The organism is Prolixibacter sp. NT017 (assembly GCF_009617875.1).
In the GTDB taxonomy this organism is placed as follows: Bacteria; Bacteroidota; Bacteroidia; order Bacteroidales; family Prolixibacteraceae; genus Prolixibacter.
The window spans coordinates 1733191-1751894 of the sequence record NZ_BLAV01000001.1; the positions used below are offsets into that span (position 1 = coordinate 1733191).

Here is an 18704-nt window from a genome sequence, read left to right on the forward strand (position 1 = left end):
TCGCTTACCATTTTTTGTTTAAATTAAATTCAGAAGGGAAGCAAGAAGTTCATTCTTCTTGCTTCAAACTACTAAATATTTTATCCAAGTCGAAATCGGGGGATCCTTGTCTTGAAAGATAATAAGAAAACTTGGCAGTAATATCCTTCATGAATGAACTTGTTACTGTGCCTATTGCTTTATATTCATTAATGAATACTTTTCTTTTTACTGTTTCAATTTTTTGAAAGTCTATCAAGCCTCCCTGGAAACTGTTGGCTTTAGGCAAAAAATAGTATCTAGGGGAGCAACTATTGCTAATTAAGCTATATAGTCGGTTCTGTGCTTTTTCTTTATCTTCCTTAGAGTTCCCTATTTTATTGTATTTTTTTATGGAGCTGGTTAGTAGCGAGGCTTTAGGATCTATCTTAGAAATGAGGATATAGTCAGTTTTATTGTTTGCGAAGTCGCAAGCAGGATTTAAAACGAGATAAAAAAAATCTTCCTTTTTAACAATTGAGCCAGTAAAAACAAACTCTTTAATAGATGGGATGATGTATGCTTCTTCAGGCACATAATGCTCAAACGGATCAGAACCTTTTTTTAGTTCCATGTGTTCCTTTAGATGCTCACTTATATATCTAATGAGAACTTTTTCTCTTTCTTCTTTGGTTCCTTCGTGGGACTCCCATTTTTCCAGATTCTTTGCAAAATGATTCCAAAATATCTTGTTTAGAAATGAATCAATTTGTCCTCTTTTTCCTAGTATATCAATGAACCCGAGCGAATATAAACTACTGATTTCTTTTAAAATTTCACTAAAAGGCTTATCTGCCTTGTTATATGCCTTAAGTAATTGACTTTGATTATCTTTATACTTTTCCTCCAGTAGCGGGAGATTATTAGAATAAACAAAAATTGGGATCCTGTTTTTTTTATATATTTTTTCGATTAGTTCGTTACCCTTAGCATCATCTGCTTTCTCATTTGTAACTTTTAGATCAACTATTGCCGCATAAAAGTTTTTATCACTAGCCAGTAAGTCGAATGCTTCTTCAATCTTTTTTGCTCTGTTTCCTTCAAAAATAAAGTTGATTTCTGGATTCAATCGATTGAATACTTCAAAATTTGCTTTGTGTATACTATCAAAATCTTGATCATTATCCTCCAGAATTAGTAAATCGAGGTTAGTCATTTTTGTTATGTATTTGTTCAACTATAAAGTGTACTCCATTGTCTACATCTTCAGCTTTTAAACGACAATTGTTTCTTTCCATTGCTTCTCCGGCGATCGACAATCCTAGACCTGTCCCTCCTGATTTTGTGGAGAAGCCTGGCTCAAATATAGTACTATCTTCAATAAATTTGGGTTCAATTCCAATTCCGTTATCGTAATAATTAATTTTAAGTAATCCTCCTAAATTTGTCACATCAATACTAATTTGTTTTTTATCGAGCTCAGAATCGCTAAACCAATATATACTATTTTCAATTAAATTGGTGAACACGATATAAAAATCACTTTTCCAACCATTGAAAGAGATGTCGGGCTCACAATCCAGTTGAAAACTTATTCCATTTCTGCCAAATTCATTTTCAAAGACCTTTCTTGTTGTTTCGATTGCCTCGCAAACAGAGAATAGTTCTTTGTTGTCTCTTCTTTTTGCAGCCAGTGGGTCAATCTTTTTAAAGAGGTCTATTAAGATTTTAGATTGGAATGTAATATCATCAACTTTCTTGATCACGGAATTGAGTGTGTCTTGATTAAAACTTTGTTTCAAAGATTCAGCTTCCAATTTTATCAAAGGTATATGATTTGTATAGTACATAAAGGGCTTCCTTCCCTCATGAAGAATGACATTAACAATTTTTCCTAATGTTACTTGGCCTTCATATTCTGCAATTTTTCTTTTTAAAGTTTCTGATAAAGCCGTATTCTCACTCTCTTTTCTTGCAAATAGCTCTGATACTTTACTTTTGACCTCATCAGGTATTTCAATGTTTTCGATTTCTGATTCAATACTTGTTTTTAAATCAGAAAGATTAAAAAGTGAATTAACAATTTCATTGGCTGTCTGATTTTTTCGTCCCTTTCCCGTTCTTGACCTAAATTGAAATCGATTCTGTTCGAGTTTTACTATCGCACTTGAGACAATTTTTTTCAATCCTTGATAGTGACCATCTTCTTTTAAACCATCTCTGGCACTTTTTTCTTCTAGGCCTGATTCTTCTTCCGCTTGTATGTCAACAAATCCAATAACTTGGTTGCTACCAATCTTCATAGATGGATTTTGTACTCTTGCCTTATCTAATTCCAACCAATCGTATCCTGGGTCTCCATATGGTCTTATTCTAAAATTGCCCCGATAAACCCCAATACCACAGTTTTCGTTTAGTATTCGTCTGGCCTCTAATCGTCCTAATGCTTGTCCTGTTATTGTGTCTTTAAGACCTCTATCTATGAGATTCTGTATAGAGTCACCTTCTCTGTCATAAACTCTTATGTCAAGGTTCACTTCTCCGCAGCTAGATTCATTTTTCTGAAATTTGATTTGATATTCATATTTCTCTGGAATTATACCTACCACAGATTTATTTTCATATGTGAGATTCGCAACGCCGTTAGTAGATATGGTGCCGCTGATTCGATAATCAAATAGATCAAAGAGTGGGAACGGTTCAATTTGGTATGTTCCATTGTCATAAGCTTCAACCGGAAAATCCGAAAATTTTAGTGTTATATTGAATTCATCTTCGTCGGTATAGCTAAAGCGAGGGTCCTTTAATTTTTTAAGTTCAATAATTAAAGAATCAATGTTTTCTTTTGTCCAGCTATTCAGCATAGCCGATTCTCCTGTAATCTCAATAACCGTTTTGCTTGGTCCAGCTACGTTAAATTTCTCAATCAGGATAGGTACATCTTCCAGATACTCCTTCTCTTCAAATTCATTCCAGTCTATAAATACAGTTGTGGCCTCACTTTTTTTATTGTATGTCTCAAGGAATACTTGATTTCCCAAAATTGCAGTAGCATATCTTCCAATTCCTTTTCTCCCTTGCATTAATCTGCCTGATGGACTATATTTTCGTATCAGCTTATCGTTAGTCGACGGGACCATCCACTTATTAGTTACAGTGTCATAATCCATTCCGTGCCCATCGTCAGCAACAACTATTCTGAGATGCTTCTCTGCCCCAATATATATCGCCGAAAATAGTATTTCGACATTTCGAGCATCAGCATCATAAGAATTTTTTACAAGCTCAACGATGGCTGCATAATTGTCTTTTATCAGATCTCGACCAATGGTCAAAATATGTCTTCCTGCAGGCCTAATATGATAAATTCCCTCGTTGATTTTAGTTCTTACAGAATCTACTTTCTTCTTTGCCTTAAGGGGAAATAGGTCTTCCGTATTAAATATTTGGTTTGTATCAGTTCGATCAAGAGATACTTGTTTTAGAAATTTTTCTCCGTCTTCTGGAGCAAGCAAAAAAGCTTTATACTCATTTTCGTTTTTGAGTAAAATAAATAATTGACCAGTTGTTAGTTTGGCTCCTAGTCTTGTTATTCTGTATTCATTTCTACTTCCCTTTCCATAATAGATGAATCTCGATTTGCTTATTTTACCATTTGCCCATTCAATTGCAGCATACTTCTCTTTATTCATGCCTTTTTGCCCAGGTGTTTCGAATAAGATGGGGATCGCATTTTTGGGAATATATATTCCATCTTGGTGACCTCCAGTATCTCCCGAATCATTTGCAGAAACAAATTTTAAGAAGCATAAATTGTAGTTATTTAAAGACTCAATTGCATTTAATACAATGTTGGTGCTCATCTTATGGATCCTTATTTATATCTGTTTAGGTTTTTATAGGTATCTATGATTTACTACTTCAATCACTATTTTAAATAAAATTTACTAGAAAGCAGCTATGAGATTAAGGCATAATTCCAATTTTTTCTTGGTTGCTTTTCATTATTTCTAAAAAGTCTGAGAACGATAAAATATCTTTTTGTTGTTCTGGGGTGTATGTTGTTTTTATTTTGGTTGGCACAACCAATTTTACATTATGTGCTTTCATTTCATTGGTTTGCATGACACTGATGGATGGTTCCAAAGTGATTAAGTGTTTATAGGAAATCCGATCAGCTTCCGAAAGAACCTGACGCCATCGGTCTTTTGCTGTGGTTTTGGAGCCAAGCATCTTTAGAAACGTAGGGTCAAATAGAGAATCACGATAATATTCAATTCCGGGGAAGAGAAAATCGGGTTTGCTTTTTCTTTCAGTTAACGCACCTCTGGAAAACAAAATTTTGTGGCTTAAAAAGATATATTCAAGATGATTTTCAAGGGAGTAGCCAGCTCGTGATTTTCGTCTGTTGTGGACACTTAATGAATAATTTATAAATTGATCTACATCCAACCCGTCGTTTCCAAATCCCTGTTGTAATTTTTTTGAGACAAAGAATCGTTCCAGAAGTTTAAAAAGGTATTCTTCTCTCTTGAACGACACAAGGAGTGCTTCATCAGGATCTTCGAATACGGGTATGTTCTCCAATGTTTTTCTTGCATAATCCGAAAAAACAGCTGTTGGCGGAAAATGACTTCCAAATTTCAGCAGCATTTCATTCAAAAGCTGTTCATTAGGAATAACTAATTCAATACCCAACATCTCAAGAATATAGTTTTGAGCAAATTCCTCATCTTTATCTCGAATAACATTGGTCACCCCAAGTCTGTAATTGGAGTTAAATTTATGCAAATCGAATAGCCAAATAAGTTGTTGCTCATTTGTTGAATCTTTGGGAGTTAATATGAGCCATAAATCATCGTCACTTTTCCATAAAATAATGAGTAGATCATCTTCGTTAGCTCTCTGGAAAATACCATTACAGGAGTAAAAAAGCCTGAATTCTGTCCTCGTGGGATGGTTTTCTCTTGCATCATACCATGTACAGGTTCCTTCTTCTTCAAAAAACTGTTCTTTATCATCAGGTAGGTAAATAAATCTTCCCTTGAACGACTTTTTTTCAACTCCAAATAACTTTTTAAAAGGTGAAATTCCATTAAGCTCATGTTGGTTGGATTTCAACGGATTGATTTCAACAGAAGAGACCCGCTTAAACCCCACACCTCTAAACAGTTCCTGAAGTTTTTTCATGATATTGCTCTAATAATTTTTTTAGCCACTGCGTTCATCAATGGCATAACTACCGAGTTTCCAAACTGTCTGTATGCCTGTGTATCTGATACCGGAATAACGAACTCATCCGGAAATCCCTGCAATCTGGCGCTTTCCCGGGGCGTGAGTCGCCTCGGTGTTAAGCCGGGGCCTTGAGGAATAAGTATTTCAGCTCCATCCTTGTAATACCTTGCACTCATGGTTCTGCTAATACCATCAAAATCAACTAGACCATATCCAAAGCCGTTGCCTTTTGCTTTATGCTTGGCTGCATATTCCTGCAGATATTTCCATAAATTATCTGTCAGGGTGTATTTGGGTGCAACCTCAGGTTCCAATATCTCTTCAATAGTTCTGTTTGCTTTCGGTAGTTCAGGAAAGTCAAACTTTTCCTCTCCGTTGAATATTTCTTTATCAAATCCAACAATAATTATACGTTCCCGGTGCTGAGGAACAAAGTGCTTCCCATCGAGAACATCAACGTGTAAATTATAACCTAATTCTTTTAGGGTATTATGTATAACCCTGTAAGTGTTTCCTTTATCGTGGGACCTAAGGTTTTTTACATTTTCCAGCATAAATGCCTTTGGCCTCTTTTCTTTTAGAATTCGGGCAATATCAAAGAACAATGTTCCTTGCGTTTCATCAAGAAACCCGTGATTTCGACCTAAACTGTTTTTTTTCGACACTCCGGCGATGGAGAATGGCTGGCATGGAAAGCCTCCCAGAAGAATATCGTGATTGGGAATAAACTTTTCGTCAATCTTCGTGATATCACCGAATGGAATCTCTCCAAAGTTGGCTTCATAGGTCACCTTCGCAAACTTGTTATATTCCGATGAGAAAACGCATTTCCCACCCTCTAACTGGTAGGCCAGCCGTATTCCTCCAATACCCGCAAAGAGATCGATAAAGGTAAATTTGGGGTCTTCAGGAGGAGGAAAAGGAACATCCCATTTCAAAGGGAGTTTTAAAGCTGTTTCTTCAACCTTGTTTAACTTCGAACCATTAAGTTGTTCCTCCAGAGGTTTGTAATAATCGTCACGACTGTATTCTTGCGGACTATGTAGATAATGTGTGAAGCCGGCAAGTTGATCATCAAGTTCTTTTTTTTGTTCGAACTCTAACCGTTTTCGTATTTCAGAATATTTAATCATCAGGCATCAAAAAGATTAGAGGTGAAAAACTCAGAGAATGAAACATCGAGTCCCTTGACGATTTTTTGAATAGCCTGAATGGAAACATTCCGTTTTCCATTTTCCACACTAGTGATATATGTTCGATCAAGCTCAGCTTTATGACTTAACGCTTCCTGGCTAAGTCCTTTTACTGCCCTTAGTTCTTTGATTCTTAGTCCAAAGTTCTTTTGAATATCCATGACTTAAAACTATCCCTATGTTGATTATGGGTCAACGGACTATGAGTCACAACGTGGATTAGTTTTCAACAAATTGAACTGGAAATATAATAGGGAAGGAGGAGTCAGTCATGAAGGGAGGAAAGTAAATTCAGAAGAGTTTTCTCTAACTGTTTACTTTTTAACTCACATTCCCAAATCGTAATCACTTTCCACCCGGCCACTTGCAAGGCCATTTCCGCCTCCTTGTCACGCTTCTGCGTGTCTTTGATTTTTTGCAACCACCATTCGGTGCGGGTTTTGGGAAGGACAAAATAACGGCAGCCTTTGTGACCGTGCCAGAAGCAGCCGTTAATAAAAATGACTGTTTTGTATTTGGGTAATACAATGTCCGGTTTTCCCGGCAGGTTTTTCACATTCAGCCGGTACCGGAAACCATTGGCAAACAGGAAGCGCCGGACCAGCATTTCAGGTTTCGTGTCTTTCCCTTTAATGCGGCTCATGTTGTAGCTCCGGGTTGCTTTGTCGTGTACATCGGCCATGTGTCAAAAGTAGGAATAACACGGGTAAAAAAGTAAATCACCGCGTTTGTAATCGGAACAACCCCATGCAGAACAGAAACAAGCTACCGTAAAATAGAAACAGCCACCGGTAAATTGGCAATAACAACCTGTAGAATGGAAACAGGCACGGTAAAAATGGAAACAACTATCCGCAAAATGGAAACAGGCACATGTGAAAAAGAAACAAGCATCGGGCAAGTGGAAGTACCAACCTGTTGAATGGAAACAAGCATTGGTAAAACGGAAACAAGTACATGTAAAATGGAAACAGGTATCCGTCAATCAGAAACGGCCTTCAGTTGCCTGGAAATAGCGTAGGTTCATTTCAAAACCCGGAGGGGGCTGCTGCGGAGCACACTCGCTTTTGTCCGGAGCGGTGGCACAAACATGTTAAGCATACATACTTTTCTTCGCAGCGATGGTCAAAACATGTTAAGCATACATACTTTTTCGCGCAGCAGTGGCTAAAACATGTTAAGCATACATACTTTTCTTCGCAGCGATGGCTAAAACATGTTAAGCATACATACTTTTTCAAACGGGACACCTCAAAAAATGTTCCGGGGACATACTTTTTCACACGGCACACCCTAAAATATGTTCTGGGTACATACTTTTTCACACGGCGCACCTTAAAATATGTTCGGGGGACATACTTTTCTCTACGGGGCACCCCGCCGGAGAATCTTCTTCATCTCGCCGGATAAACTTCTTCAACTTTGCCAGGAAAGTTCTTGAACTTTGCACAGAAACTTCTTCAACTTCGTCGGGAAAGTCCTTCATCTTTCGGAGGTGAGAAGCGCATCGCAATCGCAGGGCGTTTTATATCGTTTATTAAGCCGGTTTGAAACAGCGACATTTTATGAAAGTGTAGCCGTGTCATCGGTGGACGTTTTTGCGCCCTTTGCGAAAATCTTTGCGGTCCTAGCGTGGAGCCTTTTGTGAAACTCCTACGGAGTATGTTGGCACGTGAGGTGCTATCTGCTACAATACCGGATGCCCTACGGGCAATTCAGCTAGTGTTGTTCAGGCATGGACAAACACTCAATCCAGACGAAAAAGCTGCTGAAAGAGCTGTAGTTCGCGCATGTGTCCTCCTCTTCGGAGGAGGTGGCCGATAGGCCGGAGGAGGATTTTCAATGCACAATGGGGCACTATCCGGAATTTAACCGTTTGTCACCGGCCCAAAATCCCCTTCAGGGAATAAAGAGGTGAAATTCCAAACAGCCCCTTGTGATTTTCCTGCGGCACACCCCAAAACATGTTCGGGGCGCATACCCTTCCAAAGTTCCAAACTTTGGAAAAGTTGGGACGGTTTCATCGGGAGCACGTTAGGTTTTGGGGCAAAACAATCGTGGAATATTGCTTGTGCTTCTAGAATCGCGGTCCCGGAAATACATTTTGTGTGCAGATTGTTTGTTGTTGAACCGCGTCGTTGGAACGGCGTTTCAGTGCCGGACGCTTTTCCTGGGCGGCTGTCCTTCGCCGGTACTGTTCCTGGTGCATCACAACGGTGTGCCCTTTCCGGACGTGGAGCAGTTTGGATACAACCTGGCAGTTCACGGAGACTAAAAAGAAGATATCCCTCTTTCCTTCCTGGTGCAATCTCCAGAAGTTGTGTTCTCCTTTGGAAATGATGACATCTGCCTCGCGGTAGATTTTCCCTGCTTCGGTATCTTCGGGTACTTCACTGAATGATTTGATATCGCCGGGAATTCCAATAATACGGGCTACCTTGTCGATTCCGGCCTGGTAGGCATCGTCGACGGTTGCTTCGTACAGCACCCCTTTTTGACGAACAGCGTAATACATCCGGGGATGTCTTAGTTGTTCCATAAGCAGTTTGTCAGTTACCGTTTCGCCGGCTTTGTCACCAATGAATAGCACCGTTCGGGCATTTTTCACCTGGGCAAACAGCCTGTCCGAATCGTCAATAACCGGCATTTGGGCGGCTGCTGTTCTCATGGCATCTTCTGTCACATCCAGCGGATTCAGGTAATTCATGATCGAATTGCCGGCCAGTGAATATTGCAGGGCTTTTTGGGCCGGACGAGTGGCCCGGGAAATGCTGTCGCGGATAATCTCTTCCAGATGCAGAAGATGATCGTTTATCAGACGACGTTCATTTTTAAGGGCTGTATCGATGCGAAACCGATCGTTCAGCAAATTGTTCATATAGGCCGGTAAAGCCGGAGCAGCCTTCGCCTCGTCTTCTCCACCGGCCATAAAGCGGAGAAGGTCCAGTACAACCTCATTAGCCTGCTCTTTATCGACAGAATTTCTTTGAAGTAACTGCTCTGCCTGATTAACGATACATTTAACACATTCCGGAAACATAGGCGCTCCTCATTAATAGTGAAGTGTAAAAGTAGGGAGGCTGCAGCAGGCTGTCAATCCTTATTTTTAATGAAATATTTACCACAAACCATCATTGATGATGAAGAATTGTCCGGGATTTGTATTGCGACAGGTGCCCAATACGCCTTTTGTCGTTGGGGACATCTAACCCGGGGCCTGTCCCGGCGACCGTCGTGGGCGTCATCCCGGCTATACCGTGATTCCTTCCCCCGGGCTGAGGTCTTTCAGGCCTTCAGCCTGACAATGATAAAAACGCTTGTCGTTCGTTTCAAGGCCAACGGTCTTGCAGCAATAGCCTATGGCATCGCCATAGGTTATAATCCGGTCGGATTAAAAAGCGGTCGCGGGCCAACGCAGATTGAAACGGTGAAGACATTCCGACCGCAATGGAGATGATGTTTATTAGAATGGAATCAACCGGAAGAAGCCATGCCACGAGGCAATTGTTAACGCCCACAACAACACAAACAACAGCAACTGCGTAGCTCCACCCGGATATCAATAAACTACCTCATTCTCGCTATACTCGTTTCTGATTCTCACCAGTTTTTGATTGCTGAAGTACAATCTGACGGACGATTTACCGACGATGTTCGAACTGACATCTTCCGTAAAACTAAACGCCCATTCGTCATAATTAGCCATGTCTGGGTCGAAAGGTTTGTCCAGCGATTTGTCGGGGAGGATAATCTGATAATCACTGTACGGAGAAACCTGGCAAATTGCCAGCAACTTTTCATACATCGTGTCAATTGGGTCGTCGACGTGGATGGCCATCTCGTCAGGCTTATCCTTAGGCCATGCGGAAACAGCATCGAGCATAGCGCCACCTGTTTCGATGGAATTCACTTTGTCTTGATCGAATTCGATAAGGGCCCGCTCCGTAACGCCCGATGTCGTTTCCAGGGTAACAGACCGGTAAAAACCAAAAATATTCTGAATGTCTTCGGGATTTGAATAAGGCTCTCTATACACAATGGCTACATTATCGAATTCTTTTTCGGTCCCTAATTCCTGAAGCTGGTTGTACACTTCCGTTGGAGAACTCCCTATTTGAAGCGTCCATTTTTCACCGTGTGTGGTATCTTCTATCCGGGGAAAGACATCATCCTGTTCACAGGATGTGAATAAAAACAAGGCAGGAATCGCCCATAATATCAGGTTTTTCATAGCTGGTTAGATTTAAAGTTTCGAATTTTACTTTTTAATAGATTGTATTCCCCTCCGTTTGGTTGCGCGAAGTTGTTGTTGTCCACCGGCGGTGACGAATGGTTTATCCCTTCGGGAATAATTTTGTGGAAATGGTGAAAATCTTTGCTGTAGCTCGCGAATGTCCTCCTCTCCGGAGGAGGTGGCCGAAGGCCGGAGGAGGATTCTTCAATTAAAAATGAACGATGAGAAATGAACAATCGAAAGGCCACTCTTTATCGTCTACCGTCTGGTGTCTAATGTCTGACGTCTTCTTTCTAACAACAGAAACAACCGCAACCTAAGCGGAAACCGGCGTCTCGTTGGGGCGTATTTTGGGGGCTTTGCGAAAACTTCGCGCACTTTGCGTGGAGCCTTTTGTGAAACTCCTACGGAGTATGTTGGCACGTGAGGTGCTATCTGCTACAATACCGGATGCCCTACGGGCAATTCAGCTAGTGTTGTTCAGGCATGGACAAACACTCAATCCAGACGAAAAAGCTGCTGAAAGAGCTGTAGCTCGCGAATATCCTCCTCTTCGGAGGAGGTGGCCGAAGGCCGGAGGAGGATTTTTGAATGAAAAATGAACGATGAGAAATGAACAATCGAAAGGCCACTCTTTATCGTCTACCGTCTGGTGTCTAATGTCTGACGTCTTCTTTCTAACAACAGAAATAACCGCAACCTAAGCGGAAACCGGCGTCTCGTTAGGGCGTATTTTGGGGGCTTTGCGAAAATCTTTGCGGTCTTAGCGTGGAGCCTTTTGCGAAACTCCTACGGAGTATGTTGGCACGTGAGGTGCTATCTGCTACAATACCAAATGCCCTACGGGCAATTCAGCTAGTGTTGTTCAGGCATGGACAAACACTCAATCGAGACGAAAAAGCTGCTGAAAGAGCTGTAGCTCGCAAATGTCCTCCTCTTCGGAGGAGGTGGCCAAAGGCCGGAGGAGGATTTTTGAATGAAAAATGAACGATGAGAAATGAACAATCGAAAGGCCACTCTTTATCGTCTACCGTCTGGTGTCTAATGTCTGACGTCTTCTTTCTAACAACAGAAATAACCGCAACCTAAGCGGAAACCGGCGTCTTGTTGGGGCGCATTTTGGTGGTTTTGCGAAAACTTCGCGCACTTTGCGTGGAGCCTTTTTTACCACTAATAACACAAAGAAGTCCTCCATCGAAGCCGAACCATAGTAACCACAGAAACGACAATAACAATTAGTAATGAAAAATGAGTAATGAACAATCGAAAGATCGCTCTATATCGTCTCATGTCTGGAGTCTGATGTCTTTTTTCGAACAACAGTAACCGCGCAGTACAACCCGAAAACTTACTCCCGGAGGACGCGTATCGAGTTGAACACCGCCAGCAGTGCTACGCCCATATCACCGAAAACGGCCTCCCACATGTTGGCGACACCGGCAATTCCCAGGAGGATGAAGATGCCCTTCACGCCCAGGGCAAAGATGATGTTCTGCCAGACAATCCGGCGCGTTTTCCCGGCCACGTCGATGGCATCGACCACTTTGGCGGGCGAGTCGGTCATCAACACCACGTCGGCCGTTTCGATGGCGGCATCGGAACCCAGCGCACCCATCGCCATGCCCACGTCGGCACGGGCAATCACCGGCGCATCATTGATGCCGTCGCCTACAAAAGCTACTTTGTGTTCGCCGTCGAGCAATGCTTCGATGTGCCGTACTTTGTCTTCCGGAAGGAGCTCCGCATAGTAGCTGTCGAGCTGTAGCTTCTCGGCCACCGATTGCGCTACCGATGTCTCGTCGCCGGTCAGCATCACGGTTTTCACCCCTCGCTTCTTCAGTTTCCGAATGGCTTCCGCGGCATCCTCCTTGATGCGGTCGGCAATCACCAGGTAGCCGGCATACGTCTTATCGACGGCCACATGCACCACCGTTCCTTCCACATCGCAGCTATCGTGTTCGATGAGTTCGCGGTGCAGCAACTTGTCGTTTCCGGCCATGATGGTGTTGCCATTCGCGGTAGCCACCACTCCATGACCCGATATCTCTTTCACGGTTGAAATATGGGCCGCGTCGACCGGTTTTCCCCAGGCTTCGAGGATGGATTGGGCGATGGGGTGGTTCGAGCCCGACTCGGCGATGGCGGCATATTCCAGAAGCTGTTGCTCATCGTAGCCATTCACGGTAACGACATTCGTGACCTTGAATTCACCTTTGGTCAGGGTCCCGGTTTTATCGAAGACCACTGTTCTTACCTGCGTCAGAGCGTCGAGGAAGTTCGAGCCTTTCACCAGGATACCGTGTTTGGAAGCACGGCCCACGCCGCCGAAGTAGCCCAGCGGAATGCTGATGACCAGGGCGCAGGGGCAGGAGATAACCAGCACGACCAGCGCGCGGTAAATCCATTCGCTGAAGGTGGCTCCGGCGATGAACAGCGGCGGCAATACGGCCAGCAACAGGGCACCGATAACCACCACCGGCGTGTAGTATTTGGCAAAGGTGGTGATGAACTTCTCGGTTTTGGCTTTCCGGGCCGTCGCATTTTCGACCAGCTCCAGTATCTTCGAGATGGATGATTCGCTAAAGGTTTTGTTCACCCGGATGGTGAGCAAACCTGACTGGTTGATCATGCCGGCCATAATTTCGTCGTTGGCATTTACCTTGCGGGGAACGCTCTCGCCCGTCAGCGCTGCCGTATCGACAAACGAGCTGCCTTCGAGCACCGTTCCGTCGAGCGGGACTTTCTCGCCGGCTTTCACCAGAATCACATCGCCCACCTGTACCTCTTCAGGCGACACTTTCCGGATCTCCGTCCCTTGTTTGACGTTGGCAAATTCGGGCTTGATTTCCAGCAATGCTTTGATGGATTTCCGGGAGCGGCCCACGGCAATATCCTGGAACAGTTCGCCCACCACGTAAAAGAGCATCACGGCAACGGCTTCGGGCATCTCACCAATGGCAAACGCGCCCAGCGTGGCGACGGTCATCAAAAACTGCTCGTCGAAAACACGCCCTTTGACGATGTTCCGGACAGCGCCGGCAATTATTTTCCAGCCGCTGATGAGCCACGCCGCGACAAAGACGGCATATTCCGCCAGGTGGTAGGGTGTTTGGGCCAGCACGTCCTTGAATATGATTCCCAAAACTAACAGTGCCGTTGCTACACCTGCTTTGATGAGTGTTCCGCGGTTTTCGGCCAGTTCGCTTTTGGCAATCAGTTGCGGGGCATCGTCGTTATCGGTGACTTCGACGTCTGGCTCGAGCTCGCGAATCTTTTTCCGCACCAGTTCGATGTCGTCGGTTTCGATGGTCATCGACAGGTTGGCAAAGTTGACATTCACAAATTGCACTTCGTTGAGTTTGCCCACGCCATCTTCTATTTTGGCGGCGCAGTTGGCACAATCGAGATTCTTCAGCTGATATTTTTTCATGGTTGTATCCTCTTCTTATGGACACAAAGATACGGCGAGAGCCTGTGCAACCGGGTTGCAAAAGTACACAGCAGTTGTGAAGCGCGATGAAAATGAGTGATTTTACCGGCAGTCGGAGCAGAGGCCTTTCACCACCATGTTGACGCTGTCGAGACTAAAATCGGTCGGCAGGTTGATTTGGGGGATGGGCGTGTCGTTCAGGCAGAATGTTTTGTTGCAGACCGTGCAGAGGAAATGGACATGCAAATCTTCCGGGGCGCAATCGCAGGTTTCCTCGCACAGCGCATATTTCAGGGCGCCCGTCCCGTCGTCGATGCTGTGGATGAGCTTGTGCTCTTCGAAGGTTTTCAGGGTACGATACAGGGTCGTTTTGTCGGCATGGTCGAACCGGTTTTCCAGGTCCGCCAGACCGATAGCCGCCTCCTGCGCCATAAACGCCTTCAATACCAGCAACCGCACTGCCGTGGGTTTGATATTCCGTTCTGTCAGCCGATGATCGAGCGTTTCCTGCATGGTGTGTTGTTCCTTTATGACGTTGTTTTCTTCCACACCTAAATAAACTGAAATTTTTTGGAAAGGTTTCAGCGCGGCGAAGTTTTAAGTGTTATGTGTTAAGTTTTAAGAATAATGGAGCGATGTTGTCCTTGTGAATCATTCGGTGGCAAAATAGTAAAAACAATGGCCAAATAAAAAGAGCGACACGATGATATATTCCGGTCACGATTTATTGTGACCCTACCATGGTACACCAGCGTTGCGAATGGCAGCAACGTCATAGGGCCACGACATGTCGTGGCCGCTGCACGCCCCCCTTGTTTCGTTTGTAGTGGCCGCTGAATCCGACCAGCCTGTTTTATTTTCAAATAAAAAAAAGGGTCAGTCATAACGTGGTTTGTAACTCAAAACAGTTTTGCCACCGGAATATAACCTGGATTGTATAGGAGTGAATCGCTGTATTTCTTTTAGCGAATTAAAAACAGTAACACCGCTGCTGATAGCTGTTGGATTGACAATAAAATGATACTCGTCAATTAGTCTCTCCTTTACCAGCGAGGAAACAAAACTGACACCACCAAAAACAAGTAGGTCTTTCCCGTTTTGCTGTTTTAACTCGGCAATTTCTTCTCTAAGATTTCCTTTGGTCAAAGTGGTATTGTTCCAGGTTGATTTGTCGAGTGTTGATGTGAAAACAACCTTGTGGATCGAAGCTATCTTTTTTGCAAATGGGTGGGTGGGATTTTCTGCTGCCGTATCCTCCCAATATTTTAGAATCGTTTCTGCCGTTTTTCTGCCAAGTAAGAGCGTGTCGGAGGTCTCGAGGAGTGAACTCATAAACTCCATCAGTTCATTATCCGGATTTAGGGTCATCCAGTCTTTTTCTCCGTTTCGTCCTGCAACACAACCGTTGATTGTCATTTGCATTTGTAGTTTTAATTTCCTCATCGTTATCTTGATTTTAAAAATCTGTATCTGTTGTTCTTATTCTTCGTTAGCAATTGCGGAATTAAAGTGCTTATACGACCCCGGAGGTGGGGGCGCATGTTAATTTGATATCCGTTCTTCCTATAATCCGTAATCCTGGCAGGATTATTTTGAGAAAGCAAAAACGGCTGTTTGCATCTTGTGGTAGCTGAAGTAGGAGAGTGCCAGTACGGCCAACACCACCAATGGGAACAGAGCTTGTCCGCCTATCCCGTCGACGACAGCGTGAGAAACGGCAGCGCTGATAAAATCGAAGGTAAAGCCTGCATACGCCCACTCCTTGATACGTTCCTTAAATGCCGGGAGAATGAGTACAATGGCTCCGGCGACTTTGAAGCAAACGAGCATGACACCGAAGTATTCGGGGTACCCTAAATGACTAATTCCCTGTTTGGCCAAATCGGTCTGAAAAGTAAAGGCGGGCAGTACACCATCAAACAGAACGATCAAACTGGTGGTAATCCAGTAAATAATTTTTGTTGTTTTCATCTTCTTTAATTTTTAATACTTAACACTTCTATTGAAACCTGAAATACTGTAACCTCGAAGCCGAACCTGAAACCCTTTAAAAAATTAATGATGAATAATGAACAATGAAAGAGTCGAAAGTCGAAGGTCCAACGTCGAAGGTCTAATGTCTGGAGTCTAATGTCTTTTTTCCAACAACAGTAACGATAGGAACCATAGCAACCTCAAAGCGCAACTTGTAACCTGAAACCCTTTAAAAATTAATAATGAATAATGAACAATGAAAGAATCGAAAGTCGAAGGTCTAACGTCTAACGTCTCATGTCTCATTTCTGGAGTCTAGTGTCTTTTACTTAACACTTAACACTTAAAACTCTTTCAACCTGAAACCGCGAAGCTGAACCTGAAACCTGAAACCTTTTCACATTTTCTTCTTACGCCTGTTTCAGCCTTTCAATATCGAATTTCTTCATTTGCATAAATGCTTTCATCACACGGGGAGCGCGTTCGGCGTCGCTCATCAGTTCGCCCAGGATGGTTGGAACGATTTGCCACGAAACGCCGTATTTATCCTTCAGCCAGCCGCACTGCTCCGCTTCGGGTACAGCCGACAGCTTTTCCCAGTAGTAGTCAATCTCTTCCTGGGTATCACAATTCACTATAAACGAAACGGCTTCGTTAATTTGGAAGACGGGACCGCCATTCAGCGCCATGAACTTTTGTCCGTTGATTTGAAAGTTGACGGTGAGAACTGTTCCCTCTTTTTGTCCGTGTATTTCCTGTCCTTCGCTTCCGTAATAGGAGATGTTTTCAATTTTTGAATTCCGGAAAACGGACGTATAAAAACGTGCCGCTTCTTCCGCCTGGTGGTCGAACCAGAGGCAGGGAGTAATCTGATCTTTCATGTTATCTGTTTTTATAGGTGAGCGTTATTTTATTCTTACACTTCAACAAGACCGGTCTTTACTTTTCCGGCCCGTTTGTAATGGACCATTATCACCCCGGTGGAAGTAATGATACTATCAATTAATTCAAATGAGGCGGGTATCGTTCCGTTATCAAATAGTTTTTTTCCATGGCCAAGTGTCAGCGGGTGAATTTTGATTTTGAGTTCGTCTGCCAGGTCATTTTGTAGCAGTAGTTGGATGAGCTCACTGCTTCCCCAGACCTGAAGGTCGGAACCTGTCGAATTTTTTAGCTTTTTGATATCGGCTACACTTTGAATGAATATGGTGTTCTTCCAGGCCGTTTTTTTTCGGGTTTTCGACAGTACGTATTTGGTACCCTCATTGATGCCCGTCCAAAAATCGGCGTGATGCGGCCAGTAGTCCTCCCATATCTCAAAGGTTTTTCTACCGAGAAGATAGTCTGCCGGTTTCAGTTCATCCTGCACTGCCTGACCATAGATTTCGTCGCCATAGGGTTCCGTCCAGCCACCATATTTGAAACTGCCTGACGTATCCTCTTCCGGGCCACCCGGTGCCTGCATGACTCCATCCAGCGTAATCATCGATAAGACGGTTATTTTTCTCATGATATTTACATTTTGTCGGGGGCGAATGATTTCCTGTGTGAACACTAGTCCCGGACCAACGGCCGGTAGCTAAGCAATACCACGCCGCTTTTAAAGGATTGAACGTTGGTCAGTTCCAGATTTAGCTTTTGCGATATACCGCCGAAAATGGCCGAGCCTGCTCCGATGGCTACCGGATCAATCATGATCATATATTGATCGATTAAATTGGCTTCCGCGAACTGTGTCAGGATGGTTCCGCTTCCCAGCAGGGTGAAGTTGCCATCGGATGTTTTCTTCAACTGTTTCATTTCTTCCACGGCATCGTTGACTATCAACGTGTTTTCCCATCCGGCCTGTTTCAGGGTACGCGAAAAGACGATTTTTTTCGCGGCGTTCATCTTTTGCGCTACTTCCGGACTGCTTTCCATAGCTGCTGGTGTTGGCCAGAAAGAAGCCATCATTTCGTAGGTTTTCCTCCCAAACAGAAGAGTCGTACCGGACTGCATGCTATCGGAGGCGAACTGGTTTTCTTCGGTACCATGCCGGTGCCAGCTGAAATCACCGTTGGGATCGTTCAGAAATCCGTTCAGGGTTATGAATTGGAATGAGTGTAATTTTCCCATGACGGACTTAACTTGCTTTTTCGGTACAGTCAAACATCCAGTGCACGCCGAATTTATCGGTGCAGCTGCCGTAGTAGTCACCCCAAAACATGTCCTGCAGCTCCTGCTCAATGGTTCCGCCTTTCGAAAGGGCATCGAACAGTTTCCGGGTTTCCTTGCGGGTATCGGGTTGCAGCATAATGTATACGTTGTTGCCCTGTGTTATCTGCGATTGCATGGATCTGGGGACATCGGTTCCCATTAACAGATGCCCGTCGAGAATGGGCAGTTCCACGTGCATGATCAGGTTCTTTTCATCTTCCGGACAGGGCTGCATTCCTTCCTGAACGGGAATGTCGCCGTAGCGCATGAATCCGGGCTCCATCAACTCGGTTCCGAAGATTTCTTTATAGAAATTGAAAGCTTTCTCCGTATCCTGAAGAAAATTAAGGTACGTGCTCACTTTTGACATGGTGATGAATTTTATTGGTTATAATGGCTCTTTTGTAAGCTTTTTACTTTTTGTTTTATCCCTCCTCCGCGATATCCATCGGAACTCGCCAAAAGGAGCATCTTAAAGTCCCCT

18 protein-coding genes are annotated in these 18704 nt (G+C 43.6%); 2 read left to right on the forward strand and 16 right to left on the reverse strand.

What is annotated here, in order from left to right; all coding sequences use genetic code 11:
• Positions 1 to 49: 49 nt before the first annotated feature.
• From GJU87_RS07135 to GJU87_RS07160, 6 genes are all read right to left on the reverse strand, one after another.
• On the reverse strand, positions 50 to 1174 hold the full coding sequence (locus tag GJU87_RS07135) for a hypothetical protein (RefSeq protein WP_153638896.1): 1125 nt from the start codon (positions 1172 to 1174) through the stop codon (positions 50 to 52).
• Entirely contained in the window at positions 1167 to 3821 is a 2655-nt protein-coding gene (locus GJU87_RS07140; RefSeq protein ID WP_153638897.1) for an ATP-binding protein, read from the reverse strand. Before GJU87_RS07140 ends, GJU87_RS07135 begins: the two co-directional genes overlap by 8 nt.
• Positions 3822 to 3924: 103 nt before the next feature.
• A complete protein-coding gene (locus GJU87_RS07145; RefSeq protein ID WP_153638898.1) occupies positions 3925 to 5148 on the reverse strand; it encodes a type II restriction endonuclease in 1224 nt (407 codons plus the stop codon).
• A complete protein-coding gene (gene dcm, locus GJU87_RS07150; RefSeq protein ID WP_153638899.1) occupies positions 5145 to 6326 on the reverse strand; it encodes a DNA (cytosine-5-)-methyltransferase in 1182 nt (393 codons plus the stop codon). Before dcm ends, GJU87_RS07145 begins: the two co-directional genes overlap by 4 nt.
• Positions 6326 to 6547, reverse strand: a complete 222-nt coding sequence (locus GJU87_RS07155; RefSeq protein WP_153638900.1) for a helix-turn-helix domain-containing protein — start codon at positions 6545 to 6547, stop codon at positions 6326 to 6328. The genes dcm and GJU87_RS07155 overlap by 1 nt, the downstream gene beginning before the upstream one ends.
• 104 nt (positions 6548 to 6651) lie before the next feature.
• Positions 6652 to 7068, reverse strand: coding sequence for a very short patch repair endonuclease (locus GJU87_RS07160; protein WP_153638901.1), 417 nt, complete (start codon positions 7066 to 7068; stop codon positions 6652 to 6654).
• Positions 7069 to 7261: 193 nt separating this feature from the next.
• Between GJU87_RS07160 and GJU87_RS07165 the strand changes: the two genes are divergently transcribed.
• Positions 7262 to 7402 (forward strand): hypothetical protein, encoded by a 141-nt coding sequence (locus GJU87_RS07165; protein WP_153638902.1) that lies wholly within the window; start codon positions 7262 to 7264, stop codon positions 7400 to 7402.
• Between the two features lie 1061 nt (positions 7403 to 8463).
• On the opposite strand, the gene GJU87_RS07170 is transcribed toward GJU87_RS07165, so the two are convergent.
• Positions 8464 to 9426 (reverse strand): ARMT1-like domain-containing protein, encoded by a 963-nt coding sequence (locus GJU87_RS07170; protein WP_153638903.1) that lies wholly within the window; start codon positions 9424 to 9426, stop codon positions 8464 to 8466.
• Between the two features lie 69 nt (positions 9427 to 9495).
• On the opposite strand from GJU87_RS07170, the gene GJU87_RS07175 reads away from it, so the two are divergent.
• Positions 9496 to 9843 carry a hypothetical protein gene (locus GJU87_RS07175; RefSeq protein ID WP_153638904.1) on the forward strand — a complete coding sequence of 116 codons (348 nt, stop codon included), beginning with the start codon at positions 9496 to 9498 and terminating at the stop codon, positions 9841 to 9843.
• A gap of 102 nt (positions 9844 to 9945) precedes the next feature.
• On the opposite strand, the gene GJU87_RS07180 is transcribed toward GJU87_RS07175, so the two are convergent.
• The 9 genes from GJU87_RS07180 to GJU87_RS07220 all read right to left on the reverse strand — a co-directional run bounded on the left by GJU87_RS07180 (position 9946) and on the right by GJU87_RS07220 (position 18590).
• Positions 9946 to 10617 (reverse strand): hypothetical protein, encoded by a 672-nt coding sequence (locus GJU87_RS07180; protein ID WP_153638905.1) that lies wholly within the window; start codon positions 10615 to 10617, stop codon positions 9946 to 9948.
• 1351 nt (positions 10618 to 11968) lie between these two features.
• Positions 11969 to 14050: a heavy metal translocating P-type ATPase gene (locus GJU87_RS07185; RefSeq protein WP_153638906.1), complete on the reverse strand. Its 2082-nt coding sequence runs from the start codon at positions 14048 to 14050 to the stop codon at positions 11969 to 11971.
• Positions 14051 to 14152: 102 nt separating this feature from the next.
• Positions 14153 to 14599 carry a Fur family transcriptional regulator gene (locus GJU87_RS07190; RefSeq protein WP_228491891.1) on the reverse strand — a complete coding sequence of 149 codons (447 nt, stop codon included), beginning with the start codon at positions 14597 to 14599 and terminating at the stop codon, positions 14153 to 14155.
• Positions 14600 to 14926: 327 nt separating this feature from the next.
• The gene (locus GJU87_RS07195; RefSeq protein ID WP_153638907.1) at positions 14927 to 15493 is read right to left on the reverse strand and encodes a dihydrofolate reductase family protein; all 567 of its coding nucleotides are present in this window, start codon (positions 15491 to 15493) and stop codon (positions 14927 to 14929) included.
• A gap of 144 nt (positions 15494 to 15637) precedes the next feature.
• A complete protein-coding gene (locus GJU87_RS07200; RefSeq protein WP_153638908.1) occupies positions 15638 to 16021 on the reverse strand; it encodes a DoxX family protein in 384 nt (127 codons plus the stop codon).
• A 413-nt stretch (positions 16022 to 16434) separates the two neighbouring features.
• The gene (locus GJU87_RS07205) at positions 16435 to 16905 is read right to left on the reverse strand and encodes a VOC family protein (protein ID WP_153638909.1); all 471 of its coding nucleotides are present in this window, start codon (positions 16903 to 16905) and stop codon (positions 16435 to 16437) included.
• A gap of 35 nt (positions 16906 to 16940) precedes the next feature.
• Complete coding sequence (locus GJU87_RS07210) at positions 16941 to 17534, reverse strand: dihydrofolate reductase family protein (RefSeq protein WP_153638910.1); 594 nt, start codon at positions 17532 to 17534, stop codon at positions 16941 to 16943.
• A gap of 44 nt (positions 17535 to 17578) precedes the next feature.
• A complete protein-coding gene (locus GJU87_RS07215; protein ID WP_153638911.1) occupies positions 17579 to 18139 on the reverse strand; it encodes a dihydrofolate reductase family protein in 561 nt (186 codons plus the stop codon).
• Between the two features lie 7 nt (positions 18140 to 18146).
• Entirely contained in the window at positions 18147 to 18590 is a 444-nt protein-coding gene (locus GJU87_RS07220) for a VOC family protein (RefSeq protein ID WP_153638912.1), read from the reverse strand.
• Between the last annotated feature and the right edge of the window lie 114 nt (positions 18591 to 18704).

What these genes read in the sequence shown, in the direction of transcription:
- GJU87_RS07135 (WP_153638896.1), bottom strand. Translation starts at nt 1,174, where the DNA reads ATGACTAACCTCGATTTACTAATTCTGGAGGATAATGATCAAGATTTT.
- GJU87_RS07140 (WP_153638897.1), bottom strand. Translation starts at nt 3,821, where the DNA reads ATGAGCACCAACATTGTATTAAATGCAATTGAGTCTTTAAATAACTAC.
- GJU87_RS07145 (WP_153638898.1), bottom strand. Translation starts at nt 5,148, where the DNA reads ATGAAAAAACTTCAGGAACTGTTTAGAGGTGTGGGGTTTAAGCGGGTC.
- dcm (WP_153638899.1), bottom strand. Translation starts at nt 6,326, where the DNA reads ATGATTAAATATTCTGAAATACGAAAACGGTTAGAGTTCGAACAAAAA.
- GJU87_RS07155 (WP_153638900.1), bottom strand. Translation starts at nt 6,547, where the DNA reads ATGGATATTCAAAAGAACTTTGGACTAAGAATCAAAGAACTAAGGGCA.
- GJU87_RS07160 (WP_153638901.1), bottom strand. Translation starts at nt 7,068, where the DNA reads ATGGCCGATGTACACGACAAAGCAACCCGGAGCTACAACATGAGCCGC.
- GJU87_RS07170 (WP_153638903.1), bottom strand. Translation starts at nt 9,426, where the DNA reads ATGTTTCCGGAATGTGTTAAATGTATCGTTAATCAGGCAGAGCAGTTA.
- GJU87_RS07175 (WP_153638904.1), top strand. Translation starts at nt 9,496, where the DNA reads ATGAAATATTTACCACAAACCATCATTGATGATGAAGAATTGTCCGGG.
- GJU87_RS07180 (WP_153638905.1), bottom strand. Translation starts at nt 10,617, where the DNA reads ATGAAAAACCTGATATTATGGGCGATTCCTGCCTTGTTTTTATTCACA.
- GJU87_RS07185 (WP_153638906.1), bottom strand. Translation starts at nt 14,050, where the DNA reads ATGAAAAAATATCAGCTGAAGAATCTCGATTGTGCCAACTGCGCCGCC.
- GJU87_RS07195 (WP_153638907.1), bottom strand. Translation starts at nt 15,493, where the DNA reads ATGAGGAAATTAAAACTACAAATGCAAATGACAATCAACGGTTGTGTT.
- GJU87_RS07200 (WP_153638908.1), bottom strand. Translation starts at nt 16,021, where the DNA reads ATGAAAACAACAAAAATTATTTACTGGATTACCACCAGTTTGATCGTT.
- GJU87_RS07205 (WP_153638909.1), bottom strand. Translation starts at nt 16,905, where the DNA reads ATGAAAGATCAGATTACTCCCTGCCTCTGGTTCGACCACCAGGCGGAA.
- GJU87_RS07210 (WP_153638910.1), bottom strand. Translation starts at nt 17,534, where the DNA reads ATGAGAAAAATAACCGTCTTATCGATGATTACGCTGGATGGAGTCATG.
- GJU87_RS07215 (WP_153638911.1), bottom strand. Translation starts at nt 18,139, where the DNA reads ATGGGAAAATTACACTCATTCCAATTCATAACCCTGAACGGATTTCTG.
- GJU87_RS07220 (WP_153638912.1), bottom strand. Translation starts at nt 18,590, where the DNA reads ATGTCAAAAGTGAGCACGTACCTTAATTTTCTTCAGGATACGGAGAAA.